Source organism: Pseudomonas sp. MH10 (assembly GCF_034353045.1).
GTDB lineage: Bacteria > Pseudomonadota > Gammaproteobacteria > Pseudomonadales > Pseudomonadaceae > Aquipseudomonas.
The window spans coordinates 1968117-1993146 of record NZ_CP133783.1 but is presented as its reverse complement, the minus strand read 5'-3'; the positions used below and the strand labels follow the sequence as shown (position 1 = coordinate 1993146).

The 25030-nt window shown below is 57.7% G+C and carries 27 protein-coding genes and 1 riboswitch; of the genes, 17 read left to right on the top strand and 10 right to left on the bottom strand.

Annotation, left to right across the window (positions count from 1 at the left end):
• Positions 1 to 236: 236 nt before the first annotated feature.
• On the bottom strand, positions 237 to 956 hold the full coding sequence (locus tag RHM59_RS09005) for an alpha/beta hydrolase (protein ID WP_322286436.1): 720 nt from the start codon (positions 954 to 956) through the stop codon (positions 237 to 239).
• Positions 957 to 1052: 96 nt separating this feature from the next.
• Positions 1053 to 1937: a LysR family transcriptional regulator gene (locus tag RHM59_RS09000; RefSeq protein WP_322286435.1), complete on the bottom strand. Its 885-nt coding sequence runs from the start codon at positions 1935 to 1937 to the stop codon at positions 1053 to 1055.
• A 104-nt stretch (positions 1938 to 2041) separates the two neighbouring features.
• Here RHM59_RS09000 and RHM59_RS08995 point away from each other — a divergent pair, with 104 nt between their 5' ends.
• Positions 2042 to 2557, top strand: a complete 516-nt coding sequence (locus RHM59_RS08995) for an N-acetyltransferase family protein (protein WP_322286434.1) — start codon at positions 2042 to 2044, stop codon at positions 2555 to 2557.
• Positions 2558 to 2767: 210 nt separating this feature from the next.
• Here the strand turns inward: RHM59_RS08995 and RHM59_RS08990 are convergent, their stop codons facing one another.
• Positions 2768 to 3340 carry a histidine phosphatase family protein gene (locus RHM59_RS08990; protein ID WP_322286433.1) on the bottom strand — a complete coding sequence of 191 codons (573 nt, stop codon included), beginning with the start codon at positions 3338 to 3340 and terminating at the stop codon, positions 2768 to 2770.
• 14 nt (positions 3341 to 3354) lie between these two features.
• Positions 3355 to 3496: riboswitch (cobalamin riboswitch) on the top strand.
• A gap of 30 nt (positions 3497 to 3526) precedes the next feature.
• Between RHM59_RS08990 and RHM59_RS08985 the strand changes: the two genes are divergently transcribed.
• The 9 genes from RHM59_RS08985 to RHM59_RS08945 all read left to right on the top strand — a co-directional run bounded on the left by RHM59_RS08985 (position 3527) and on the right by RHM59_RS08945 (position 10053).
• The gene (locus tag RHM59_RS08985) at positions 3527 to 3739 is read left to right on the top strand and encodes a CbtB domain-containing protein (protein ID WP_322165266.1); all 213 of its coding nucleotides are present in this window, start codon (positions 3527 to 3529) and stop codon (positions 3737 to 3739) included.
• 42 nt (positions 3740 to 3781) lie between these two features.
• Complete coding sequence (locus RHM59_RS08980; RefSeq protein WP_322286689.1) at positions 3782 to 4498, top strand: CbtA family protein; 717 nt, start codon at positions 3782 to 3784, stop codon at positions 4496 to 4498.
• Between the two features lie 84 nt (positions 4499 to 4582).
• Complete coding sequence (locus RHM59_RS08975; RefSeq protein ID WP_322286432.1) at positions 4583 to 5524, top strand: 2-hydroxyacid dehydrogenase; 942 nt, start codon at positions 4583 to 4585, stop codon at positions 5522 to 5524.
• Between the two features lie 383 nt (positions 5525 to 5907).
• On the top strand, positions 5908 to 6603 hold the full coding sequence (locus RHM59_RS08970; RefSeq protein ID WP_322183737.1) for a fumarylacetoacetate hydrolase family protein: 696 nt from the start codon (positions 5908 to 5910) through the stop codon (positions 6601 to 6603).
• A gap of 99 nt (positions 6604 to 6702) precedes the next feature.
• Positions 6703 to 7608, top strand: coding sequence for an AraC family transcriptional regulator (locus RHM59_RS08965; RefSeq protein ID WP_322286431.1), 906 nt, complete (start codon positions 6703 to 6705; stop codon positions 7606 to 7608).
• 107 nt (positions 7609 to 7715) lie between these two features.
• Positions 7716 to 8405 (top strand): MFS transporter, encoded by a 690-nt coding sequence (locus tag RHM59_RS08960; RefSeq protein ID WP_322286430.1) that lies wholly within the window; start codon positions 7716 to 7718, stop codon positions 8403 to 8405.
• A gap of 9 nt (positions 8406 to 8414) precedes the next feature.
• Complete coding sequence (locus RHM59_RS08955; RefSeq protein ID WP_322286429.1) at positions 8415 to 8963, top strand: MFS transporter; 549 nt, start codon at positions 8415 to 8417, stop codon at positions 8961 to 8963.
• A gap of 21 nt (positions 8964 to 8984) precedes the next feature.
• Positions 8985 to 9716 (top strand): CTP synthase, encoded by a 732-nt coding sequence (locus RHM59_RS08950; RefSeq protein ID WP_322286428.1) that lies wholly within the window; start codon positions 8985 to 8987, stop codon positions 9714 to 9716.
• 4 nt (positions 9717 to 9720) lie between these two features.
• Entirely contained in the window at positions 9721 to 10053 is a 333-nt protein-coding gene (locus RHM59_RS08945; RefSeq protein WP_322165259.1) for an antibiotic biosynthesis monooxygenase, read from the top strand.
• A gap of 602 nt (positions 10054 to 10655) precedes the next feature.
• On the opposite strand, the gene RHM59_RS08940 is transcribed toward RHM59_RS08945, so the two are convergent.
• Positions 10656 to 12197: an MFS transporter gene (locus RHM59_RS08940; protein ID WP_322286427.1), complete on the bottom strand. Its 1542-nt coding sequence runs from the start codon at positions 12195 to 12197 to the stop codon at positions 10656 to 10658.
• Between the two features lie 173 nt (positions 12198 to 12370).
• Between RHM59_RS08940 and RHM59_RS08935 the strand changes: the two genes are divergently transcribed.
• Positions 12371 to 12871, top strand: a complete 501-nt coding sequence (locus RHM59_RS08935; protein ID WP_322183747.1) for a MarR family winged helix-turn-helix transcriptional regulator — start codon at positions 12371 to 12373, stop codon at positions 12869 to 12871.
• A 6-nt stretch (positions 12872 to 12877) separates the two neighbouring features.
• Here the strand turns inward: RHM59_RS08935 and RHM59_RS08930 are convergent, their stop codons facing one another.
• Positions 12878 to 13813, bottom strand: a complete 936-nt coding sequence (locus RHM59_RS08930; RefSeq protein ID WP_322183749.1) for a DMT family transporter — start codon at positions 13811 to 13813, stop codon at positions 12878 to 12880.
• 151 nt (positions 13814 to 13964) lie between these two features.
• On the opposite strand from RHM59_RS08930, the gene RHM59_RS08925 reads away from it, so the two are divergent.
• Entirely contained in the window at positions 13965 to 14810 is an 846-nt protein-coding gene (locus RHM59_RS08925; protein ID WP_322286426.1) for a LysR substrate-binding domain-containing protein, read from the top strand.
• A 16-nt stretch (positions 14811 to 14826) separates the two neighbouring features.
• On the opposite strand, the gene RHM59_RS08920 is transcribed toward RHM59_RS08925, so the two are convergent.
• The 3 genes from RHM59_RS08920 to RHM59_RS08910 form a co-directional block, all read right to left on the bottom strand.
• Complete coding sequence (locus tag RHM59_RS08920) at positions 14827 to 16245, bottom strand: short-chain fatty acid transporter (protein WP_322165254.1); 1419 nt, start codon at positions 16243 to 16245, stop codon at positions 14827 to 14829.
• A 248-nt stretch (positions 16246 to 16493) separates the two neighbouring features.
• On the bottom strand, positions 16494 to 17150 hold the full coding sequence (locus tag RHM59_RS08915) for a CoA transferase subunit B (RefSeq protein WP_322165253.1): 657 nt from the start codon (positions 17148 to 17150) through the stop codon (positions 16494 to 16496).
• A 52-nt stretch (positions 17151 to 17202) separates the two neighbouring features.
• A complete protein-coding gene (locus RHM59_RS08910) occupies positions 17203 to 17904 on the bottom strand; it encodes a CoA transferase subunit A (protein WP_322183752.1) in 702 nt (233 codons plus the stop codon).
• A 127-nt stretch (positions 17905 to 18031) separates the two neighbouring features.
• Here RHM59_RS08910 and RHM59_RS08905 point away from each other — a divergent pair, with 127 nt between their 5' ends.
• The 5 genes from RHM59_RS08905 to RHM59_RS08885 all read left to right on the top strand — a co-directional run bounded on the left by RHM59_RS08905 (position 18032) and on the right by RHM59_RS08885 (position 22855).
• Entirely contained in the window at positions 18032 to 18934 is a 903-nt protein-coding gene (locus RHM59_RS08905; RefSeq protein WP_322183754.1) for a LysR family transcriptional regulator, read from the top strand.
• A gap of 179 nt (positions 18935 to 19113) precedes the next feature.
• On the top strand, positions 19114 to 20460 hold the full coding sequence (locus tag RHM59_RS08900; protein ID WP_416194812.1) for a gluconate:H+ symporter: 1347 nt from the start codon (positions 19114 to 19116) through the stop codon (positions 20458 to 20460).
• 731 nt (positions 20461 to 21191) lie between these two features.
• Positions 21192 to 21605: a DUF4398 domain-containing protein gene (locus RHM59_RS08895; RefSeq protein ID WP_322165249.1), complete on the top strand. Its 414-nt coding sequence runs from the start codon at positions 21192 to 21194 to the stop codon at positions 21603 to 21605.
• Between the two features lie 10 nt (positions 21606 to 21615).
• Positions 21616 to 22389 (top strand): OmpA family protein, encoded by a 774-nt coding sequence (locus RHM59_RS08890; protein ID WP_322165248.1) that lies wholly within the window; start codon positions 21616 to 21618, stop codon positions 22387 to 22389.
• A gap of 199 nt (positions 22390 to 22588) precedes the next feature.
• A complete protein-coding gene (locus RHM59_RS08885; protein WP_322183756.1) occupies positions 22589 to 22855 on the top strand; it encodes a hypothetical protein in 267 nt (88 codons plus the stop codon).
• Positions 22856 to 22872: 17 nt separating this feature from the next.
• Here the strand turns inward: RHM59_RS08885 and ssuE are convergent, their stop codons facing one another.
• Together ssuE and RHM59_RS08875 are read right to left on the bottom strand one after the other, a co-directional pair.
• Positions 22873 to 23454, bottom strand: coding sequence for an NADPH-dependent FMN reductase (gene ssuE / locus RHM59_RS08880; RefSeq protein WP_322183758.1), 582 nt, complete (start codon positions 23452 to 23454; stop codon positions 22873 to 22875).
• A 393-nt stretch (positions 23455 to 23847) separates the two neighbouring features.
• Positions 23848 to 24927: a polysaccharide biosynthesis/export family protein gene (locus tag RHM59_RS08875; RefSeq protein ID WP_322165245.1), complete on the bottom strand. Its 1080-nt coding sequence runs from the start codon at positions 24925 to 24927 to the stop codon at positions 23848 to 23850.
• Between the last annotated feature and the right edge of the window lie 103 nt (positions 24928 to 25030).

Below are 25030 nucleotides of genomic sequence, written 5' to 3'. Positions count from 1 at the left end.
CTCTGCAGAAATGAGGGAAAGGCGATAGCCCTGGCCGCGATGTACAGCGGATTGAGCCGCTTCAAAGCGTGCTGCAAAAACAGTGAACATCAACACAGACAAGCGTTAAGACGTTGCGTGCGCCGCTAATTTAGCGGGCGGGGGTGAGGGTGTTTTCGGGGAAGCGTAGCCAAATTCGATGTGTAACTAACCCGTATGAGCCTACGCTGAAACGGCTGGTGGTTAGTTGATCCAGATCAGTTAATGATCTTCTTCAGCCAGTTATCCAGGTCCATGATTTCGTTATCGCTGATGGTATGGCCGATACCGGGATACGCATGAAATTCAGGCTCGATGGCCAATTCTTTCAGCCAGGTATCAGCGTCAGTTGCGCCGACATACGGTACTCGCTGGTCAGCGGTGCCGTGACCGATGAACACTTCAAGCGCCTTGAAACCCGGTAACGGCTGCAACTCGGATTTCAGTACGGGCAGGATCTTGCCGCTCAACGCAGCGAACCCGCGCAGGATGTCTGGGTGCCGCAGGGCCACTTCATAGGACATGATCGCGCCTTGGCTGAACCCGATCAGAAACACCTTGTCCGGCTGGGTGTTGTATTTCTCGGTGGCTTTAACCACGAAGTCCGAAATCAATGCTTCGCTGCTTTTCAGGTCGTCGGTTTCGCCATCGTAAGGGCCGTCGCCGGGTTTGTTGTTGAACCACTGATAGCTATTGGGTCCGACCTCAAACGGTGCTCGCGCCGACAAAAAGGTGTACTCGGCGGGCAGTTGATCCTTGATGTCGAACAGGTCGGCTTCATTGGCGCCGGAGCCATGCAGGAAGATTACCAGCGGCTTGTTTCGGGATTGTCCGTCAGTCTGTTCCAGGTAACTCAAGGGCAGGTCGGTTTGCAGGGGAGATTGGGCATGAGCGGCGGATGACGCGAGGAGAAACAGTGCAGCGAGAACTTTGATCATATGCCTGCCTTTTCACAGCCTTGTCCGGATCGAGGGCGAAGCTTAGCACCGGTTTTTCTCTGCTGTATTCAAAACACGGCGCGATGGGTTTCCAGTTCACGCCAATGACATCAGCGCATCGACCACTTGGTGCAGGGCCTTGCTGAGTGGTTTGTCCTGACGCAGGACGATGCCCAAGGTGCGGGTCAATGCGGGCGTCAGGCGGCGAACTTGCAGCCCGCGTCGATGGTGGGCGGCGGCAACTGACAGGCTGGGTACGATGCTATAGCCCAAGCCCGCCGCAACCATTTCCTTGATCGCCTCGATGCTGCCCAACTCCATCACCGGCTTGATTCGAATGCCCGACTCCGCGTACCACTGGTTGATCAACGCCCGCGTGCTGCTGCCGGCTTCGAAGACCACCAGCGGGTAAGGGATCAGCGTCGCGGGGGTGACCTGTTCTGGCAGCTGTGTTTCCTCGGCGCTGAAGATCGCAACGAACACGTCATCCATCAGCGGCGTCACCGCTAAACTGCGTCCGGTCGCAGGTAGCGTGACCAAGGCTAGATCCAGACGATTTTCCTCCACGGCCTTTACGACGCTTTCGGTATTACCAATGCTGACACGCACCTCCAGCGCCGGAAATTGTTGGCGCAAGGTTTGAAGGATGGGCGGCAGAAGGTGGATGCAGGCCGTTGCACCGGTGCCAATGGCAATAATGCCCGCGACCTCCTGCGCGTGAGTCGCGAGGTCCAGCAATGCATGTTCGACGGCGGCGTCGATGTGGATAATGTGTTCCAGCAACAGATTGCCCGGCGATGTGGCTTTGATCCGTTTGCCGACGCGTTCGATGAGTCGCACATTGAGGCGCTGCTCCAACTGACGGATTTGCAGGCTGACAGCCGGTTGAGTCAGGCCGAGTTTTTCGCCTGCTGCAGAAAAACTTCCGCAGGCAATAACACATGAATAGGTGTGCAGATGATTGAGGTTGAGTCGTTGCATCTCAAAGTTTTTCTTATGCAGAGGATAAGCGATCATAACTTTTTTTTAGTCACCGGCCCCGGCATCATTGCCGCCTATCCGACGGTCATTAAAGCAGACGAACTATGAACACCCGCGAAACCCCGGTCCTGCGCGACGCCACCGACGACGACCTGCCCAGCGTGCAATCCATTTACGCGGCGCACGTGCTCGGCGGTATCGCCAGTTTCGAACTGGAAGCGCCCAGCGTCGCCGACATGCTGGGCCGGCGCGCTGACATCCTGTCCAAAGGGCTGCCGTATCTGGTCGCCGAACGTGGGGGTGAAGTGGTGGGTTATGGCTACGCGACCCTGCACCGACCGCGCCCGGGTTACCGTTTTACGGTTGAAGATTCGGTGTATGTGCGTGAGGGGCTGGGCGGGAAGGGCATTGGCCAGGCGCTGCTCGGCGCAATCATTGAGCGCTGCACCCAAGCCGGCTCGCGGCAGATGATCGCGATCATTGGCAACAGCGAGAATTACGCCTCGATCCGACTGCACGAACGCCTCGGTTTTCGCCGCGTGGGGGTGTTTGAATCGGTGGGTTTCAAGCACGGGCGCTGGGTGGACACCGTTCTGATGCAGCGCGCGCTAGGTTTGTAGGAGAAGCACCCACCGCCTTCGACGCCGCGCCGTCGCGCAGCAAACTGTGTGGCACTTTGTGTTGTTTGAGGCTGCAGCGCGTCAGGGCTTGCGCCTTCCCGAATAAATTCGGTCCCACACAGCCTGCACAGGTTTGACGCTGCACAGATTTCTGTAGGAGCTGCCGAAGGCTGCGATAAGGTCCGAAGGACCTTCGCCAACACGTTGGCTCTACCGCGGCTTGGTGTTTGCTGCGCGCTCCATCCTCAGTCGCCAGCGTCCGTTGTACCTCAGCTCGGTCATCGACAGCGGTTCGATGTCGATGGCATTGAACGCTGTCATCGGGCATTGCAGCGCATGGACGATGGCCGCGCGGATGATGAAGGGGTGGGTAATCGCGATGATGTGGCCGGGGGTGCGCAGCGTATCGAGCCATGCACTGACGCGGGCGCAAACGTCGGCAATGGATTCGCCACCGTGGGGCGCGCTCATGCTGTCGGTAAGCCAGGCGTTAAGCGCTTCGGGTTCTTGGGCTTGAAGGTCGTCAATACGCTGACCCTGCCAACGTCCGAAATCGCAATCGCGCAGGGCGGGCACGATGTCCAACTCGCTTGCGAACAGCAAGCCGGTCTGCTGCGCGCGAGTTTCTGGTGCGCTAAGCAACTGGGCAGAGAGCTTGAAGTGTCCAGACAGCGAACCCGCTGACGATTGCCAGTCCATCTCGATGGGTTCGTCTTGCGCAAAGCGCCCAAGTTTTTGCGCAACGGTTCGGGCGTGGCAGATCAAGGTCAGACGGGTTGCCATGGCGGTTCACACTGGTTTTACAAGTCGAGAAGAGTACACTGCCCGAGCAGTTGCATCATGTTGCAAAGCAGGAAGCCGGTTGGAATCCGGTGCGGTCGCGCCACTGTATTCGGTCATTGCCGTAAGCCAGACCTTGTTTTGTCCACCCGTTATCCGTATTGGGACGCGAGTTCCCTGGAGACTCTTATGACTTTCAACGCCACAACCCATACCGATACCTCGCTGCCGGTGATCCCGTTGGGTGAAATTCTGCCGTGGGCCGTGTTCGTCGGTTTGCTGTTGATGCTTGCGCTGTATTTCGTTGGCGCAGAACAAGGCGCCACGTCGATGTTTTCCGGAACGTATGTCCATGAGTTTGTGCATGACGGTCGCCACTTGCTGGGCTTCCCTTGCCACTAACTTCAGGAACATGACATGACTGGGCAATTACTTATTAGAGGAATGCTGGTGGGCTTGCTCGCCGGTCTTCTTGCGTTTGGCTTTGCCAAAGTGTTTGGTGAGCCGCAGATCGACAGGGCTATCGCCTTCGAAGAACACCACATGTCGGCGATGCACGGCGACGCTCCGGAAGAAGAGCTGATCAGCCGCGAGGTACAAAGCACCTTCGGTTTGTTCACCGGCATCATGGTCTACAGCGTCTCGCTGGGCGGGATTTTCGCTCTGGTGTTCGCTTACACCTTGGGTCGGGCTGGCAACATGGGCCCTCGTGGGCTAGCGGCATTGCTGGCATTGGCCGCCTTCGTAGCGATCATTTTGGTGCCGGGTATGAAGTACCCCGCTAATCCACCGTCGATTGGCGACCCTGCAACCATCGGCAAACGCACCAAGTTGTTCTTCCTAATGATGCTGCTCTCTGTGGCAGCGATGGTCATCGCGATCAACGCGGCGCGTAAGCTCATTGCTACCCGCGGCGTCTGGAATGGCGCGTTGCTGGCGGTTGCTTTGTATGCGGCGATCATGATTCTGGCGACGGCGATGTTTCCTACGGTTAATGAAGTGCCACAGGATTTCTCGGCGGTGTTGCTGTGGAAATTTCGCACGGCTTCGCTGGGTATTCAAATCGTACTGTGGACCACCGTCGGCTTGGCCTTTGGCTGGCTGGCGGAGCGCAAGCTCAATCCGGTGACTTCACCGCCTCGGGCCAAGCTTCAGTCCTGAGTAGAGGCCCGCCGCGTGCGGGCCTTTTACTGTGTGTCTAGCTTCGTGGCTTTAACCTATTTGACTGTGATCTGAGAGGAACGCATGCCGACTGTTTTGGTGCTGGTAGAAAACGTTAATGATTACCTGCCGATCATTGAAAACAGTGGTTTTACGCTGATTCTTGCGCCGAGCCCGGCCGAGCGCGCCAAGGCTATTGCGACCTATGGCGAGCAGATCAATGCGGTGTTGACCCGAGGCCCGTTGGGTTTCTTCGCCGATGAAATGGCTGCGCTGCCGCATTTGCAGATCATCTGCGTGATTGGCGCCGGTTACGAACATGTCGACCTTGATGCCGCCCAGGCGCGGGGCGTTGTGGTCACCAACGGGGCAGGGGTCAACTCGCCGTCGGTGGCCGATCACGCCATGGCCTTGTTGCTGTCGTTGGTGCGGGATATTCCACGGGCCGACGCCTCGGTTCGACGCGGCGAGTGGTGCAAAATCATGCGTCCTTCATTGGCTGGAAAACGCCTCGGCATTCTTGGCATGGGCTCGGTGGGCATGGCCATCGCCAAGCGTGCGGCTGGATTCGACATGTCCGTCAGTTACCACAATCGTCGCCCGCGCAACGACGTGCCCTACGCGTATTGCGCCACGCCGGAGGCGCTGGCCAGCGCCTCGGACTTCTTCATCGTCGCCACGCCGGGCGGTGCAGGTACTCATCAGTTGGTGGACAAAGCGGTGCTTGAAGCACTGGGCCCTAACGGGTTTATCGTCAATATCGCTCGCGCCAGCGTTATTTCGACTGCGGACTTGATCGAAGCCCTGAAACACCGGCGCATCGCTGGCGCCGCGCTGGACGTGTTCGACGACGAACCGCGAGTGCCCGATGCGCTGAAAGCCCTAAGCAACGTGGTGTTGACCCCACATGTTGCTGGCCTGTCGCCGGAAGCGTCCCAAGGCACCGTGCAAATGGTCGCCGATAACTTGCTGGCGCACTTTTCAGGGCGACCGGTGCTGACGCCAGTGCCGTTGCCGGGGAAATGAAGTCGCTGGGTACCGCGCGACGCCAACAATCTCTGTAGGAGAGTCCGCCACGTCTTCGACGCCGCGCTGTCGCGCAGCAAACTGAGTGGCACTTTGTGTGGTTTGAGGTTGCAGGGTGTCAGGACTGAAGCCTTCCCGAATAAATTCGGTCCCACAGATGTTGGCGATGCACACATTCGGTAGGCGCCGAAGGCTGCGATAGGTCCGAAGGACCTTCGCCAACACGTTGGCTCTTACAGAGGTCCGTATCGTCGGGCTCTGATGAACCATCACCTGCGTTGCTCCGTCCAAAAGCTTCAGTGTTCTGTCCAACCTGTTTTTAACGGTCTTGTGCACACTAGGGCCATGCCCGTTACACATTGGCTGTCTGTCAGGAGAAACCCATGAGTGATTTTGTGATTGCCCCCGTTACCGCTCCGTCGTTGGCCGTTGAAGGCACGTCGAGCCGTTTCCCGATTCGTCGCGTGTTTTGCGTTGGCCGTAACTACTCCGACCACGCTCGGGAAATGGGCCACGATCCAGACCGCGAACCACCGTTTTTCTTTATGAAGCCGGCCGACGCCGTGGTTCCGGCCGAAGGGACCATTGCCTACCCAACACTGACTGAAGACTTGCACCACGAGATCGAACTGGTGGTGGCGATTGGTAAAGATGGCGTCGATATTGCGCCTGAAGACGCGTTGAGCCACGTATGGGGCTATGCGGTAGGCGCTGATCTGACCCGTCGTGATATTCAAGCTCAAGCGAAAAAAATGGGTCGGCCGTGGGACTGGGCCAAGGGTTTTGACGAATCCGGGCCTAGCTCGCCGCTTAAACCGCTCAGCAGCGTCGGTCACTTGGAGGGCGCCGCGATCTGGCTCAAGGTCAACGGTGTCGAGCGTCAACGTGGCAACCTCAGCGACCAGATCTGGCCGGTGAAAGACGTGATCAGCTACCTCTCACAATCGGTCAAACTCAAAGCGGGCGACTTGATTTTCACTGGCACCCCAGCCGGGGTTGGCGCGTTGCAGGTGGGCGACGTGGTTAACGGCGGGATCGACGGGCTGAACGAATTCACCTTCACCGTGGGCCCGCGCTAACGCCCAACCGTTCACCCCGATCACTATTCGCTAGGCCTGACCGCCGCATCTGAAATACCCTGTGGCGGTCAGTCCAAAAGCAGTCAGGGTGCACCCGCCATGTCGACATTGTCCCGAATCCCCACTTACGGCATGCAGCAGCGCAGCGACCGTGCGGATTTCTACATCCGTGACAAGTCGGCACGTCCACCGCTGACCACGCCGCACCGGCATGAATATTTTCAGATTCAAATCAACCTCGGTGGCGACACCGTGCAGCACATTGGTGGCGCGATTCGAGCGTTTGCGCGCAATACCCTGGCGTTTATCCTGCCCCATCGCTTGCACGTTATTCCCCATCCCGACGACGGCAATTTTGTCTTGATCAACTTCTCTCAGGAATTTTTCCTGCAACATTTGCCGTGCGATCCCATGGACCTTGAGGATGTTTCTTTAGCCCAAGCGCCGGAATTGGCGCCATTCCGCTTTCAAGAACACCTCGATTTCGTGCTGGACGATGCGAACTTCTCTGAAGTGGAAGGACTGCTGCAAAAAATGCGCGAACTCGACCAGAACCGGCAGTTGGGCACCGGTTTGATGCTCAAGGGCTATCTGCTGCAACTGATCGGTAAGGTCTGCAATGTGTATGAGGCTCAATTGTTGGCGTTGTCTGCCAGCAAGGCGGAGAAAAGAGGCCGTCGCGATGCGCTGGGTCGGGTCTCAAGCTTTATCCGCGAGCACATCGCCGACCCTGAAATGACCCTTAAAGACGCAGCGGCTGCAGCCTTTCTATCGCCCAATTACCTGACCCACCTGTTGCGAAAAGAAACTGGCAGTACGTTTTCCGAACTGGTGCTGGAGCGCCGCATGCGCTTGGCGCGGACCCATTTGATCAACACCACCAAACCGGTGAGCCACATTGCCGAAGTCTGCGGGTTCGCTGACGAAGCTTACTTTTCCCGACGGTTTCGCAAAGCCAATGGTTTGCCACCGGGGCAGTTTCGGCGCCTGCATCGGGAGGGGTGACGGCCGCATTGATGCGTCAGACGCTTCAGCTCACCTTGTAAATAGGCCGGACAAACGGCACCCTCTGGTTCCATCAAATTCCAGTATTTCCCGCCGAGAACCGTGCCATGAAACCCAGACTGTTCCACGGATGGTATGTCGTGTTGGCAGCGCACTTGCTGTTGGCGCTGATTTTTGGCGGAGCCTACTCGTTCGGCGCGTTCTTCTCGCAAATCCAGATCAGTTTCAACGTGGGAAGTTTCTCCGTGGCTTCGGTGTTTTCCCTGACTGCGTTTATGTATTACGTGGTGGGTGTCTTTTCTGGCTCGTTGGCCGATCGAGTGTCGACACGGCTGGTGGTCAGCGTGGGCGTCGTGTTACTGGCCCTAGGCTTCTTCGTCAGCAGTCTGGCCGCCGGTTCGCTGCCATTCTTCCTTGTCTCGTTTTGTGTGTTGGTCGGTCTCGGCGTCGGTTTGGTGTATGTGCCGACGATCACCACCGTGCAGCGCTGGTTCGTGAAGCACCGCAGCAAAGCCTCAGGCCTGGCCTTGGCCGGGACCGGGGTTGGCACCTTTATCGGACCAACCGCCGCCGGCTTGCTGATGCAGCATTTTTCCTGGGAAATAACCCTTCGCATCTTCGCCGCCGTCATTCTGGTGATCGGCGTGTTGGCAGCGCTGTGGATGAGGAGCAATCCCCAAGAGCTTGGTTTGCTGCCCGATGGCGATCGTCCTTCCACGTCGTCTGGCACCCACGCTCACGGGGTGACGCTACCCGGTATGAGGCTGGCCGAGGCGGTCAAGACCGGACGCTTTTAGTGGTATTTCGTGGCGATCTTCTTCGGCTCGGTGGGCCTGTTTCTGGCACTTGTGCACATCAATCCCTACGCCCGACAATTGGGCCTGTCGGCCACCGAAGCTAACCTGTTAATCGGCCTGATCGGTATCGGCAACGTCGGCGGCCGACTGTTTTTGGGCAGCCTGGGGGATCGAATGGGCCCACGTCGTCTGCTGGTTTGCCTCAGCGTTGCGTTGATGCTGCTGAATGCATTTTGGCTCAGCGCCCATGGTTTCTACTCGTTAGCGCTTTTCGCCGTTTTATTCGGCGTGGCCAATGGCGGCTGTATATCTCTGTACCCGGCAGTCGCCGCCGGTTGGTTTGGCATGGCTAATCTGGGTGCGATCCTTGGTGCGCTTTACATTGCTGTGGGTGTTGCGGCGTTGGTCGGTGGCAGCCTCGGCGGATTATTGTTCGACCTCTATCAGAGCTACAGCGCATCGATTGTGCTCAGCGCGGCGTGTGCGCTGTTGTCGGTAGGGTTTATTTTGATTGCCGGACGGCAACCTCAAGTGGCGTCTGCATTGACGCCCGTGTGAGTTAACTCAGGAGAGACATGGATGGGTAATGAAAAAGTTCGTATTGCGCTGATCGGCGATTACGACGCTAGTGTGACCGCGCATCAGGCGATTCCTTTGGCGCTCAACCGGGTGGCTAATGACGAAGGGCTGTCGATTACCTTTGACTGGTTACCCACACCGAAGGCCCATGACAACTTTGCGTTGGCTCGATTTGACGGGCTGTGGTGCGTTCCGGCCAGTCCTTATCAAGACACCGAGGGCGCGTTAAATGCCATCCGTTTTGCACGCGAGCAGCAGGTGCCGTTTCTCGGCACCTGCGGCGGGTTCCAGCACGCGGTGATTGAATACGCGCGCAATGTGTTGGGTTGGGCGGACGCGGAACATGCCGAAACCTCGCCCGACGCGCAGCGCGCGGTTATCGCGCCGTTGAGTTGCGCATTGGTCGAAATGGCAGATGCTATCGAGCTCGTTCCAGGCTCACTGATCGCCAACGCCTATGGCGCGCTGAATACTACCCAAACCTATCGCTGCCGATTTGGCCTCAACGTCGCGTTTGCGCAGGCGCTGCTGACGGGGCCTTTGACCGGTTCAGGTCATGACCAGACCGGCGACATTCGGGTGGTAGAACTGGCAGGTCATCCGTTTTTCGTCGCCACCTTGTTCCAGCCGGAGAGGGCTGCGCTGGTGGGGATTACGCCACCGTTGGTTACGGCGTTTGTTCGCGCGTGTTGTGTGCGTCGGGCCGGTGTGAAGAGTTCAATCAAGGACTGAGACGATGATTGCCAAAACCCCCGAAGCACCTTATTACGCGGTAGTTTTCACGTCGCTGCGCACAGCCAATGACTACCACGGCTACGCCGAGGCGGCCGACCGAATGGTTGAGCTGGCCAGCCAGCAGCCCGGTTTTCTTGGCGTTGAGTCGGCCCGTGGCGAGGATGGGCTGGGGATCACCGTGTCGTATTGGTCGAGCGAAGAAGCCATCCTTTCCTGGAAGCATCACCCCGAACACGCCGCCATCAGAGAACAAGGCCGCGCCACTTGGTACCAAGCCTGCACCACCCGAGTCAGCAAGGTTGAACGGGCGTATTCGTTTGGATCAATGGGGTGAAGGAGCCACCTTCCAAATTTCTGTGGGAGCAGGCTTGCCTGCGAAGAGGCCGGCAGTCGCGCCGCTGATGTTGACCCGAAACCTACGGCGCCTGCACTGACGCTTTCGTTGGCAAGCCAACTCCCACAGGGTGATTTGGGTCCGCACGAACTCAGCGATGGCATAGCAGAACCGAATCTGTGGGAGCAGGCTTGCCTGCGAAGAGGCCGGCAATCGCGCCGCTGATGTGGACCTAAAACTGGGTCGCTTGCATTGACGCTTTCGTTGGCAAGCCAACTCCCACAGGGTGATTTGGGTCCGCACGAACTCAGCGATGGCATAGCAGAACCAATCTGTGGGAGCAGGCTTGCCTGCGAAGAGGCCGGTAATCGCGCCGCTGATGTGGACCCGAAACCTGGGTCGCTTGCAGTGACGCTTTCGTTGGCAAGCCAACTCCCACGGGGTGATTTGGGTCCGCACGAACCCAGCGATGGCATAGCAGAACCGAATGTGTGGGAGCAGGCTTGCCTGCGAAGAGGCCAGCAATCGCGCCGCTGATGTTGACCCGAAACCTGGGTCGCTTGCAGTGACGCTTTCGTTGGCAAGAATCTCCCACAGGGGACTTACCGTTGAGCCACCGGCGCATGGCTGTGGTGTACGTTTGGCGCGGTGTCGGCGGTGCGTACCAGTAGCCAGGTGGCCAGCGCCGAGATGATTGCCAGGCTTGCCGCAACAAACAGAATCGCTTGATAGCCCGCGCCGAAGCTGCTCGTGGCCAATGAATTCAGGCCCAATGCGCCGCCGCTCAAATCCCCGGCAGCGATGCTGCGGGTCAGGGCGAAGGTGTCGGCGGCCGTTGCGTTGGGCAGTCCGCTGATGACTGAAGCGGCGACGCGATGGAACAGAATCGCACCCAGCGCAGCAAAACCAATCACGATGCCGCTGAAGCGCACGGTTCCCGAGATGCCGGAGGCCATGCCGGCACGTTCAGGCGCGATGGTCGACATCGCAACCTTCGCCGTTTCACCATTCAAAATCCCTGCACCGGTGCCGGCCAGCAACAGCCCGCCGAGCATCGAAAGGTAGTCGAAACGCGGGATTTCCAGCCCAAGCCAGAACAGCCCGGCGCCGACCGTCGCCAGTCCCAAGGTCAGCAGCGTGCGCCCTCTAAAACGATGCGTCAGGTACGCTGCGGTCACGCGCGGCACGATGAATAGCGGCACGGCAATCGGCAGCATCAACAGACCGGCAGTTTGTGGGCTGTAGCCGAGACCGCTTTGAAAATAGATCGGCAGGTAGGTCAGCATGGTCAGCAGCGAGGCCGCGTAAGCCAGGCCCGCGATAATGGCACCGACGTAGGTGTGCCGACGGAAAACTGCCAAGTCCATCATTGGGCGTCCTTGTCGAGTTTCGACCAGTAAAAACAAGGCGAACAGCAGGGCCGCGCTGGCCAGTTCGAGCAGCACTCGCAGGCTGCCCCAGCCTTCATGGTTGCCGGAGATCAACGCCAAGGTGATCAAGAACAGGCTGCTGCTGAAGGTCACCACACCCAGGTAGTCAATTGTGTTGGCCTGGGGATCACGGGATTCTTTCAACGTGCGCATCACCAGTACAATCATTGCAATCCCGACGGGCACGTTGATGTAAAACGCCCATACCCAGCCAAAATGCTCGGTGATATAACCGCCGACCACGGGGCCCAGGGAAATCGCGATACCGATTACCGAACCCCAAAACGCAAAGGCCTTGGCCCGGTCAGCGCCGCGAAACGAATGTGACAGCGTCGCCAGTGCCGCGCTCAGCAATAGCGCAGCGCCCACCCCTTGCAAGGCGCGGGCGGCGTTAAGTGCGGTGACATTGGGCGCGGCGCCGCAAATAAACGAGGCCAAGGTAAAAATCGCCAGACCGACAATCAAAATACGCTTACGGCCATAACGATCTGCCAAAGCGCCGGCCGGCATAACCAGCGAAGCAAAGGTCAGGGTATAAGCGCTGATCACCCATTCGATGTCGGCGAAATCAGCGTTGAACGAATGGGCGATGGACGACAGCGACACCGCGACTATATTGGAATCCAGATTGATCATGAACGACGGAATAGAGACGCACAGCAAGATGAGGAATCGTTGCAAGCCATCGATGGGGCTATGGGTTTCGGTGCTCATGCGTGACGGTCTCGGGTCGGTGAATGAGCGCTCGAACGGCGATTCGTCTGTGCAACGAAGCGGATGAGGGTATATGCTCCTAATTCATAATTTGCGGGTATATACCTGTAATCGTCAAGTCTTTCTTTAGATCCAATGGCCACAGGGTCCAGACACACAGGAATAAGAAGTCTATGAACAGCACGTCCAGCAACGTCCGGGCACCAATTCAACTCAGCGGTGGCTTCGTGGTGCCCGAACAGGTCCTTTGCCATGCCACCAGTTTGCGCAAGGCAACCCGGCGCATTTCGCAGATGTATGACGTGGTATTGGCCCCGTGCGGATTGCGCTCAACCCAACGCTCGATCCTGATGCAGATCGCCCGCAGCCAAGTGCCGTCCATGAGCGAGTTGGCAGCGGCGCTGGTGCTTGATCGTTCCGCGCTGGCGCACAACCTGAAACCGTTGGAGCGCGATGGGTTTGTGTCGGTGGAAATCGATCCGAATGACCGCCGTAGCCGCTTGGTCAAACTGACCTCGGTGGGGGAGGCCAAATTGATTGAATCCCAAGCGTTGTGGCTGCAAGCGCAAGCCTGTTTCGAATCAGTTCTGGGTGCTGAAAAGGCCAGCGACCTGCGTGCCTCGTTGGCGTCCATCGCGTCGGGCGATTACCTGCAAGAGCTGGCCGCAGACTGAGTTGGATCAGTGGGCTTCGCGTACCTGGGAGGGTGCAATGATCAATGCCGCCTGGCGTACGGCTTGGGCGCGGCCGGTCTGGACGATGTACACCCCAGCAAGAATCGCGGCGACCGCCAGCAAGTCCATCAGATGAACTGGCTCCTGGACCACGAAGAAACCAATCAACAGCGCAACCACCGGCGGGATATAGGTGACGGACGCTGCCGCCAACGCGCCCAAACGCTGGACGATGAAGTAATAAAGAATGTAGGCGACGCCAGTACCCAACAGACCCAGCCCCAGGGACACACCGAGAAACGCACGCTGGTCGACGAGCAGGTGATCGACGCCGTGCAGGTCGGTGACGGCGGCGATCACCATCAGCGCAAGGCCGATTTGATAGGTCGACAACGCCACCGCCGAGATCCCCAGCCCGGACACAAACCGTTTGGCGTAGACGAACGAGCAACCGAGGCTGAGCGAACCCGCCACCATGTACAGAACACCCTCAAGCGAAATGCCACCGGTGCCGGTGGCCCACGGCCGGGCAATCAGCAGTACACCGACAAACCCCAACGCGACGCCCATGCCGACGCGACGGGTCAGCGGTTCCTGGCGTAGAAACAAAAATGCGCAGGCGAAGGTAAACAGTGGAATCGCACCGCTCAACATCCCGGCCACGCTGGACAGCAGCATCGAGGTGCCCTTGGCGAAGGCGTAGTAATAAAGGTCAGTGGCCAGCAGCGCCATCACTAAAAAGTGATGGGCATGCCGTAAGTGGCTCCAACGCAACGCGCGGGTCGCCAAGGCAAAGATCAGGATGGGCAAGAAGCCAAACAGAACCCGCAGCAGCACGATTTGCGAGGGTGTGATCAGGGCGGCGGCCCATTTCATGTAGATAAAATTGGTGCCCCAGATCACGCCAAGTAAGGCAAAGGCTATGTAGGCGATATTTTTCATGGGGGGTACCTGTGAGGTGGGGCGGTGAAAAACCGATTGTGCTCCGTCCGTTGGATCGGCTACAAATCATGATCTGTGCTGAATGGAATAGAAAATCTTCACCATGAAAAATTTACCGCCCTTAAAATCGCTGGTTTACTTCGAATCTGCCATGCGGCTCAATAGTTTTTCTCTGGCTGCCGCTGAGCTGTTTGTCACCCCGGGCGCAGTCGGTCAGCAGATTCGCAGCCTTGAACAGTGGCTTGGTGTCGCGCTATTTACTCGGCACATTCGCCAAGTCAGGCCAACCGAAGATGGCTTGGCCTATTGGGCTCGGATTCAACCGGCGTTGGCGCAAATCAACGAGGCCAGCCACACGTTACGCGACCGCCAAAGCAGCAGCGTATGGCTGACGATGCCGCCAGGCCTGGCGGCCAAATGGTTTGCGCGGCGCATGTCTGGTTTCCTTCGGCAGCACCCGGCGATTGCCCTGCACCTCAGTTCCTCGGTGGCATTGGTGGATTTCGCCAACGAGCGGGTGGACTTGGCGATCAGACATTTCGACGGGCACGCTCCCGAACTCGAAACGCATTTGCTCTATCAGGACCAGGCGCGGCTGTATTGCAGCCCGAGTTACGCCGCCCGTTTTGGACTGAAAACGCCTGAAGATTTGCGCCAGACGACGTTGTTGCACAGCACCCTGCACCCGCATTGGAACGATTGGCTGACGCGCTTCACGGCGATACCGACGGGGCAGGTGGTGCAAATGGCGGGGATTCATTTTGATCAGTCGCTGATGGCCATCGAGGCCGCCCGGCATGATCAAGGCGTGGTATTGACCAGCCCGATGTTGACCGAGGAGGAGGTGAGCAGTGGCGCCTTGATTGAACCCTTCAGCCAGCGATTGCCGCTGGCTAAAGGTTTCTATGTGGTTCAACCACGGCTGTCGACCTCGCGACCGGCAGTGGAGGCGCTCAAGGAATGGCTGATTGCCGAAGCGTCGACGCCACCCCCATAGCGTGGTTCAGAAATGCTTAAGGCATGACCGGCGGGAGGTATGCCAGCGTGGTGCCAAGAAACCACAGCAGGAACAACACCAGCGGGATGTGGACCAGAAATTGTACGAACGAGAAACCGATCAGGTCCCGCGCCTTCAGGCCCAAAACGCCCAGCAGCGGCAGCATGTAGAACGGGTTGATCAGGTTTGGCAACGCTTCGGCTGCGTTGTAGATCTGAACCGCCCAGCCCAGGTGATACTTCAGGTCATTGGCGACTTGCATCACGTACGGCGCTTCGATAATCCACTTACCACCGCCCGACGGAATGAAGAAACCGAGTACCGCCGAGTACACGCCCATCAACAGCGCGTAGGTGTCATGGGAAGCGATGTGGGTAAAGAAGGTTGAAATGTGGTGCGCCAAGGTCTGCGCATCACTGCCTTTGACCGTGGTCATCAGCGCTGCGATTGAGCCGTAGAGTGGGAACTGGATCAGCACGCCGGTGGTGGTCGGGACCGCACGGGTCACCGCATCGAGAAAGCTGCGCGGACGCCAGTGCAGCAGGGCACCGACCATGATGAACAGAAAGTTGTAGGTGTTCAGACCCGAAATGGCCGTGATCGCCGGTTTGGTCGAGAACTCATGAAACAACCAACCCGCCGCCAGCAACACTAACAGGATGATCAGGATCGGGCTGTATTCAAGCCACTCACCCGGACGCGAACGCTTCGGGATGGTCGGAATGCTGAAGCTTGGATCGACACCGCAGGCGGCGGCATCACGCGCACTGGCCGGCCCGGGCGCGGTGGCGTAAGCGATGATCAGCGAGACAACCACCAACACCGCCAGCATAACGCCGGACTGCCACAGAAAGATGGTTTGGGTGAACGGAATCATGCCGGTGATGGCAAGAATCGATGGCGGCAGACTGCCGGGGTTGGCTTGCAGCTGAGCAGCCGAGGACGAAAGCCCCAACGCCCAGACCGCGCCCAAGCCCAGGTACGCTGCAGCGCCGGCAGCACGGTAATCCATGCGCAGTTCGGTGCGGCGCGCCAGGGCGCGAACCAATAACCCGCCAAATACCAGCGACAGGCCCCAGTTCAACAACGACGCAACCATCGCGATCAAGGCGACCCATGCCACCGCTGAACGGCCGTTTTTCGGAATCTGCGCCAAGCGGTCAATCAGGCGAACGGCGGGGGGCGAACTGGCCACCACGTAACCGCCAATTACCACGAAGGCCATTTGCATGGTGAACGGAATCAGCGTCCAGAAGCCGTCGCCAAAGGCGTTGGCGACTTCGGTTGGTTTAGCGCCCATCGCCATGGTAGCAACCGCGACAATAACCACGGCCAATACAGCAAACACCCAGGAATCGGGAAACCAGCGTTCCGCCCAATTGGCACAACGCAGGGCAAAGCGGGCATAGCGGCTGTCTTCGATTTCGGCGGCCATGGGTCCTACCTTTATTAAAATTATTATTGAGCGGCCAAGTATTTGGCCCGTTCTTGTGTGTTGCAAAGCACTGGAACTGGAAGGATGGCACACCGTGATGGCAACTTGGTGTTAGATCGTGAATGACACGCACAAAACCTGTGGGAGCAGGCTTGCCTGCGAATGTTTCAATGCGGCCTGTTTGAAGGGCCGCGTCGTTTAATTCGCAGGCAAGCCTGCTCCCACAAGGAGGTGTCTATGCAATCCCTTTAAAACGTCATTTCAACCACGTCGTCCGGCACGATCAATTTGCCTGCGGTCTTGGCGATGATTTCTTCGATGCTGACCCCCGGCGCGCGCTCGCGCAGGATGAAGGCGCCGTCAGCGATTTCGAGATAGGCCAGATCGGTCAGCACCTTGCGAATGCAACCGGCGCCGGTCAACGGCAGGCTGCAGCGCGACAGCAGTTTCGACTCGCCGTCTTTGGAGGCGTGGGTCATGGTGACGATGATGTTATCGGCACCTGCTACCAGGTCCATCGCGCCGCCCATGCCTTTAACCAGCTTGCCGGGGATCATCCAGGACGCGATGTTGCCTTCAACGTCGACTTCGAACGCACCGAGAACGGTGAGATCTACATGGCCGCCACGGATCATCGCGAACGACTGGGCCGAGTCGAAAATCGACGCCCCTTTGCGCGCAGTCACGGTTTGCTTGCCGGCGTTGATCATGTCGGCATCAATGGTTTCTTCGGTGGGAAATTCGCCCATGCCGAGTAGGCCGTTTTCCGATTGCAGCATCACGTCGATGTCGGTCGGTACATAGTTGGCCACCAGGGTCGGAATGCCGATACCGAGGTTGACGTAAAACCCGTCTTTGAGTTCACGGGCGACGCGCTGTGCCATTTGTTCGCGGGAAAGTGCCATGGTCAGAATCTCTTGTTGTTCTGGAGAATGATCGTGCGAGAAAAAAGCGGCTTCAGGCCTTCTTTACAGTGCGCTGTTCAATGCGCTTCTCGAAGGTCCCCAGAATGACGCGGTCAACATAGATGCCGGGGGTATGGATTTCGCTCGGCAACAGCACGCCAGGCTCTACGATTTCTTCAACTTCGACCACGGTGATACGCCCCGCAGTGGCAACAACCGGGTTGAAATTCTGTGCGGTATGGCGATAAACGACGTTGCCGAAATGGTCAGCTTTCCAACCTTTGACGATGGCGAAGTCGCCGGTGATCGCTTCTTCAAGGATCACGTTCCGACCGTTGAACTGGCGAGTTTCCTTGCCGTCTGCCACCGGCGTGCCGTAACCGGTTGCGGTATAGAACGCAGGAATGCCCGCACCGCCCGCGCGCATTTTTTCAGCCAAGGTGCCTTGCGGGGTCAGTTCGACTTCCAGTTCGCCGCTTAATAATTGGCGTTCGAACAGGGCGTTCTCGCCCACATACGAAGCAACCATCTTGCGGATCTGCCGGTCTTCGAGCAGCACGCCCAGACCGAAACCATCAACGCCACAGTTGTTGGAAACCACGGTCAGACCCTTAACGCCACGGCGTTTGATTTCTGCAATCAGGTTTTCCGGGATTCCGCACAAACCGAAACCACCAGACAACACGGTCATGTTATCGGTGAGCCCATCAAGGGCTTCTTCGTACGTTGATACTCGTTTGTCGAGTCCAGCCATGGTAGATCCGCCTTTTGTAGTTGTTGTTCGACAAACGGGTTGCCGAATCGCGTTCGGAGCATCTTCTCTTGCCAGCAATGATTTGTTAATTTTGTTTTTCTGATGGATTGATAAAGAAAGTAAATATATGAACGTCAAACAGCTCCGCGCTTTTCTTGCCGTGGCCCAGTGCCTGAGTTTCGCTCAAGCGGGGGAGCGTTTGCACCTGTCGCAACCCGCGCTGAGCTTGACGGTAAAGAGTCTAGAAGATGAATTGGGCGGCAAGCTGCTGAGCCGCACTACCCGCAGCGTCAGCCTGACGCCAGAGGGCGAAATTTTGCTGCCGCTGGCGCGCCAGTTGCTCGCAGATTGGGACAACACCGAAGAACTATTGCGCCAACGCTTCACGTTGCAGTTGGGCAAAGTCTCTATCGCGGCAATGCCGTCCTACGCGGGTAATTTGCTGCCCAGGGTACTCAAGGTGTTTCGCGGGCGCTATCCACGGGTCAACGTCGCGGTGCATGACGTGATCAATGAGCAGGTGCTGGAAATGGTGCGCCATCGGCGGGTGGAACTGGGCATCGGTTTCGAGCCGGAGTCCAGCAGTTCGTTGCTGTTCACTCCGTTCTATATGGACCGGTTTGTGGCCGTGGTACCCACAAGCTCGCCGCTGGCCGAGCGCGGGGAAGTGACCTGGAGCGAGTTACTGCGCGAGGATTTTATTGCCCTGCAACGTCCCTCGGCAGTGCGCCTGTTACTCGAACAGGACTTGCACACCCAGCACGGCAAACTGTCCGTCGCGTTTGAGAGCCATCAACTATCGACCATTGGACGCATGGTCGCCAATGGGTTGGGCGTGAGTGCGGTGCCTTCGTTATGCATCCAGCAAATGCGTGAATTGGGCGCCCAGTGTGTGGCGTTGTCCGAGCCCCGCATCGAGCGGCGTATCGGCCTGATGATGCTCGCCGACCACAAACTGTCGGCTGCGGCGCAAGCGCTGCGCGATGTGTTGATCGAATCCGCTCTGGAGCAAGGGCCGCAAAAGCTATGAAAAGGAGCCATCCTTAGCGGAAAACGGCGCTCCGAAGCGGGAAGTTGAGGTATTGTTGCGCGCAATTGAGACCAAATATTTCTGAATTGGATTTCAACGCTGCCTTGCGAACATCTGCTTTACCCATAATAGCCCTACGAATAAGGAGCACTGCTTTGGATTTCTCATCTGTTGCCTGGATGGCTCATGACACGCGCCTGATGGTTTGTTGTCTCGTGGCCATTGCCATCATCATCGTGTTGATCAGCGCCACCAAGCTGCCGCCGTTCCTGTCGATTTTGATCGGCACGTTCATCGCAGGGGTTGGCGCGGGTTTACCGCCTGAAGACGTCGCAAAAGCCTTCAGCAAAGGCGCCGGTGGGATTCTTGGTGAGGCCGGGATTATCATCGCGCTGGGCTCGATGCTCGGGGCACTCATGGCTGAGTCCGGCGCTGCCGACCGAATTGCCACGACCTTGTTGGGTCTGGGTAAAGGCCGCTCGCTGCCATGGGTCATGGCGCTGGTGGCGATGGTCATCGGGTTGCCGCTGTTTTTCGAAGTGGGCCTGGTGATGATGGTGCCAATCATCTTCGTGATGGCGCGTCGTTCCGGGCAGCCGCTGCTGCGGATCGCCATCCCTGCGTTGGCGGGCATGACCACTTTGCACGCACTGATGCCGCCGCACCCCGGACCGTTGATTGCGGTCAGCGCGCTCCATGCGGACTTGGGCCTGACCATGTTGTTGGGCATCATCATTGCCATTCCGGCGGTGATTCTCGCCGGTCCGATCTACGGTAACTGGTTGTCAAAACGCATGCACGTCGGAGAACCTGCCGACATCGGCGCATTGTTCACTGCCAAACCGACGGCGACCCGTCAACCAAGCTTCGGTACCTCGCTGTTGATTATTTTGCTGCCCGTCATCCTGATGCTTGGCAGCACCTTGGCCAAAGTGGCCATGGCCCCGGAAAGCAACGTCGCGCTGACCTTGAAGTTTCTCGGTGAGCCGCTGGTCGCCTTGGGCCTGGCAGTGATTGCCGCGGTGATTTGTTTGGGTTGGGCCAACGGCATTTCCCGCGAGCATGTGGGCAATACGCTGCGCAAAGCGTTGGCGCCGATTGCGGTGCTGTTGCTGACCATCGGTGCCGGCGGCGGCTTAAAGCAAACGCTGTTGGACGCCGGTGTGAGCCACACCATCAGCAAATTCGCCGAAGGCGCGCACATGCCGTACCTGCTGCTGGCTTGGGTGATCGCAGTCCTGCTACGTCAAGCAACCGGCTCGGCGACCGTGGCCACCACCACCACCGCAGGGATTCTGGCGCCATTGATGGCGGGCCTTGCGGCGACGCAAAGTTCGCTGGTTGCGCTGGCGATTGGTGCGGGGTCGGTGTTCTTTTGCCACGTGAACGACGCCGGCTTCTGGATGGTTCGTGAGTACTTCGGCCTGGAACTCAAGCAAACCATCTGGGTATGGTCCGTGTTGCAAACCATCGTTTCAGTGGTGGGGCTGATCGGTACGTTCCTGTTGTGGGAATGGTTTGTGTAGCGTTTGCCCCCGTCTTCGACGCCGGGCTGGGGCGCAGCAAACTGGGTGGCACTTTGTGTGGATTGAGGTTGCAGGGTGTCAGGACTGAAGCCTTCCCGAATAAATTCGGTCCCACGGTTTTTGGCGCTGCACAGATTCTGTAGGAGCAGCCGAACGGCGCGAAGCCGATACGCTTTGGGATTTCATCGGCGCCAAAAGACTAACGCCGTTCAACATTCTGTGGGAGCAGGCTTGCCCGCGAAAAGGCCTGTGATCGCGTAACCGATGTCGACTTGAAACCTGGTGCGCCTGCAATGACGCTTTCGTTGGCAAGCCAACTCCCACAGGGGACGTCGGCAGATCTGGGATAGCAGGCACCTAACACTCATCGCGGCCTTCGGCAGCCCTTACAAAATAGCTTCTGAATTCAAAAGGTAGGCGGTATTTGATGAGAGCCGCCGAAGGCTGCGACAAGGGCCGAAGGACCTTCGCCGACACGTGGGCTCCTACAGAGTGCGCCCGCGTTTGACATGTCCCTTTGCAGCGCGCCAGCGTTGTATTTAAGGCGCTGGCGACATTTCCCTTCGCAAACTCGGAATCGTCCTACATAACGCTCGTTGCGCTTCAGATAGTCTGCGGCACGTCCGGAAAGCACCTGTTTTTCAGGTCGCCAGTGATGGCTTGCATGACGAAAGTTTGAACTTGGAAACCAGATACTGAGGGTTTCTTAATTTAATAGTCTGGAGCGTTTGATGAGTCTTCAACGTGCGTATAACCGTGCCCGTGTATCTGCCCTGTTGTTAGCTGTCGGAACATTGGCCGCTTGTGCCAGTGCGCCGCTGCCGGAAGAGCAAATCGCCCTGTCCAAAAGTGCTGTGAACCGTGCTGTTTCTGCGGAAGCGACCCAGTACGCGCCGCTGGAAATGAAGTCGGCACAGGACAAATTATTGCTACTCGAGCGCGCCATGGGTGAGCGAGATGCCGCCCAATCCCGGCTGTTGGCCGAACAGGTCGAGGTGGATGCCAACCTGGCCGAGCGTAAAGCCCACGCGGTCAAGTGGCAGCAACAATTGGAAGCGTCCCGCAACGGTATTCAAGTACTGAAGCAGGAAATGCTTCAAGCGCCGGATGCCGGTCTCAATTCGTCTTCCGACGACTCTTTGTAAGGATTAGCGTATGCGTAATTCATTGATGCTTCCCGTGGCTGCGGTTGCCGGCCTGTTACTGGCGGGCTGCGCCGCTACCCCGGAAAACGCCGATCTTCTGCAAGCCCGGAGCCAGTTCGCTGCGCTGCAAAGCAAGCCGCAGTCGAGCACCTTGGCTGCCCTTGAAACCAAAGACGCATTCATGGCGTTGGGCAAAGCCGACCAGCTCTCCAGCCAAGACCGCAAAGCCCCGGCGATTGAACAGCTGTCCTATGTCGCCAGCCAGAAAATCGCGCTCGCTGAACAAACGATTCTAGGGCGCGAAGCCGAAGCCGGTTTGAAAAGCATCGACGCCGAACGCACTCAAGTCCGTCTGGATGTGCGCACGGCACAGCTGCGGGCATTGCAGGCGATGAAAGCCAAGACCACCGAGCGCGGTCAGGTGATCACCTTCGGCGACGTGTTGTTCGATACCGGCAAGGCCGAACTCAAATACGGCAGCCAGCGTAACTTTCAGCAACTGGCTGAGTTTCTGCGGGCTAACCCTGAGCGCAAGGTGCGCATTGAAGGGTTTACCGACAGCACCGGCAGAAGTGATTTCAACCAGCAACTGTCGGAACGTCGGGCCTTTGCCGTGGTGCGTGCCTTGTCAAAACTGGGCGTGGGTTTCGAGCGCATGACCAGCACCGGTTACGGCGCTGAACACCCGATTGCAAGCAACGCCAGCGAGCATTCCCGCCAGCTCAACCGTCGGGTCGAAGTGATCGTTTCCAACGACGCTGCGATGGTTGATACGCGTCACTAACAACCCCCAAGTTGATCGACAGGACGCTGATCGAGCCCGCCTTACGCAATCCGTTTGCGTGGCGGGTTTTTTTTGTTGACCGCAAATGCGTGGCGAGAGCGAGCAGGTCAATAGCGACTATCAAGAGCGGTGATTTTTGCTCAGAGACGGTGACGGGTAGCCTTGGCACATTCCCGAAACAAACCCTGTGGATACGCTCATGAAATGCCTTACGCTCCTTGCCCTGTTAATCACCGCTGCAGTCGTTTCGGGGTGTGCCACCCATTCTCCTGAGTTGCGTCCGTACACTGCCGAAGAAACCCACGAACTCGCCCTCGAAGATTTGAACCGTCGGGGTTTGTCATTCGATGAATACCAAGTTAAGAAAACCCAGTTGCTCAATACCCCGCAAATCGCCCACGAGTTTGATAACCGCGGCGACATGAGCGCAATTCGCCAGATTACTCATACCGATCGTCAGGGTTAATCGCCTGGGTCAGTGGATTACAACGCCAATCTCAAATGCCCGGTTGCAGCCGTTTGACGGGCCTGCGCCCGGCGCTGTAAGCCATGATAAAAATGCTCGAGCCCTTCTTGCAGGCGTTCGGTGAGAATCTCGTCGAGTTCGCCGCCCCATTCGTTTTCGCTGTAGCTGATTTGAGTGTCGATGGCGAAAATGCCGTGCAACACTTCTTGGCATCTGAGCGCCGAGAGCACCGGCTTCAGCGCGTAATCCACTGCCAGCATATGGGCGATGCTGCCGCCGGTAGCTAACGGTAATACCACTTTGCCGGACAACGAGCGTTCTGGCAGAAGGTCCAGTAAGGTCTTCAGTGCGCCTGAAAACGACGCTTTGTACACAGGGGTGCCAATCAACAACCCATCGGCTTGCCGGACGGCTTCGATAAACTCGATGACGGCTGGGCTGTCGAAGCGCGCGTAGAGCAGATCTTCAGCGTTGAAATCACGGATCTTCAAGGCGTTGACGTTCACGCCATGGGCCTGCAACCAACTGCGGGCGTGCTCCAGAACCACGCCGGAACGGGATTTCAGGGTAGGGCTGCCTGAGAGAGAAACTACCAACATGCTGTATTTCCTTAGGTCAATGTCAGCCGCGATGCAGAGGCTTCGGACGGGTCACCGGTTATTAAGATCAAAGCAGCATGTGTGCCAGTCGCGGTTATGCTTATAACTGATTGATAGTTATAATATTTATTGATATTAATATTTTGTAACTGACCGCGTGAACTACGGGTTTTCGCTGCAAGTGTTGATTCACTGTTGCCGGGGCAACACTTCACTTGTTGCTTCTGTAGAGACTAACGTGTTGGCGAAGCGCCTCAAGCGGCTTATTAGACGGGCCGCCTCGTAAGCAAGTTGGTTCCCACAGAGGGGTGATGGATGGCCATAGTTTCCCAAACCTCAGACAAAAAAATCCCCGCGTTTTGCAACGCGGGGATTTTTGTTGGGCGGTGAGGTTCAGTTCTTGAACGCTGCACCCGTAGCAACGACGCTGGCCGATGGCAGCAGGTTGCTGATGTAACGGTTCCAACGGGTGATGTTGGCGGGGCCGACAAACACCACGTCTTGGGCTTCGAGCGTGAACTGTCGCGCCAGGACGAAGGCGGTCGGTTTTTCCGCATTCAGGTGGTAGACCGTAGCCGTCTGGCCGTTAACGTCGCCTGAGCGGATGACGTACACCGCATTACCGTCGGCTGAATCTGGGCTCAGGCCACCGGAATTTCCCAGCGCTTCCATCAGAGTCAACGACGTCGTACCAAATGAAATTACTTGCGGACGTACCACTTCGCCCAGCACGTACACCTTGTTCGGCGAGTTGCTGTTCAAGTGGAGGTAATCACCGTCCTTAAGGAATATCTTGCTGAGCTGCGAGTCTTTGCGGTTCAGCGCATCGACGTCGAGCACGTATTCCTTGCCGTCACGCTTGAGGGTCAATCCTGCGAGGTTGGCGTCGGTCAGGTCCAGTCCGGCTGTACTGATGGCTTGCACCAGGCTCAGCGGAATGTTGGTGATCGGCTGCGAGCCCGGGCTTTTGAACGCGCCCGACAGCAAGATACGTTGGCTGTTGTAACGCAACACTTTGACGTCGACTTTGACCTCAGTGTATTGCGGTGCGAGGCCCATTCGCAGTTGTTCGCGGACTTGGGCTACGGTTCTGTGGGCGGCCTGGATTTTTCCTACATACGGAAAGAATACAGTTCCATCGCTCAGCACTTCCCGGCTGTTGGCATCCAGTTGATCCTGGGAGCCAGGGGCCGTTAACTCAGGGTGTTCAAACACAGTAACCAATAACGTGTCGCCGGGACCGATGAGGTACTCGGGGGTCTTATAACTCAGCAGTTCCGCGGGTAATGGCTTGGGTTTTCGCCAGTTATTGGTTTGCAGCACGCTGGCAGTCGTAATGGCAACGAGTGTTACTTTGGGCGCGCCAGGCGTGTTGTCTTCTACTTCATCTGGAGTCATATGCTGCCCGGGAGCAAAGGCACAGCCCTGTAGGATCAGGCTGGAAAGCAGCACAACGGCTAGAGTTCGCTTCATAGAGTTCTTCCTTTCAAAAGTGCGTGACGCACCGCAGTGATTTCATTGCATCCCTTTCCAACACCGTTACAACTTCATCGCCCACACAGCGGCGCGCCTCCTG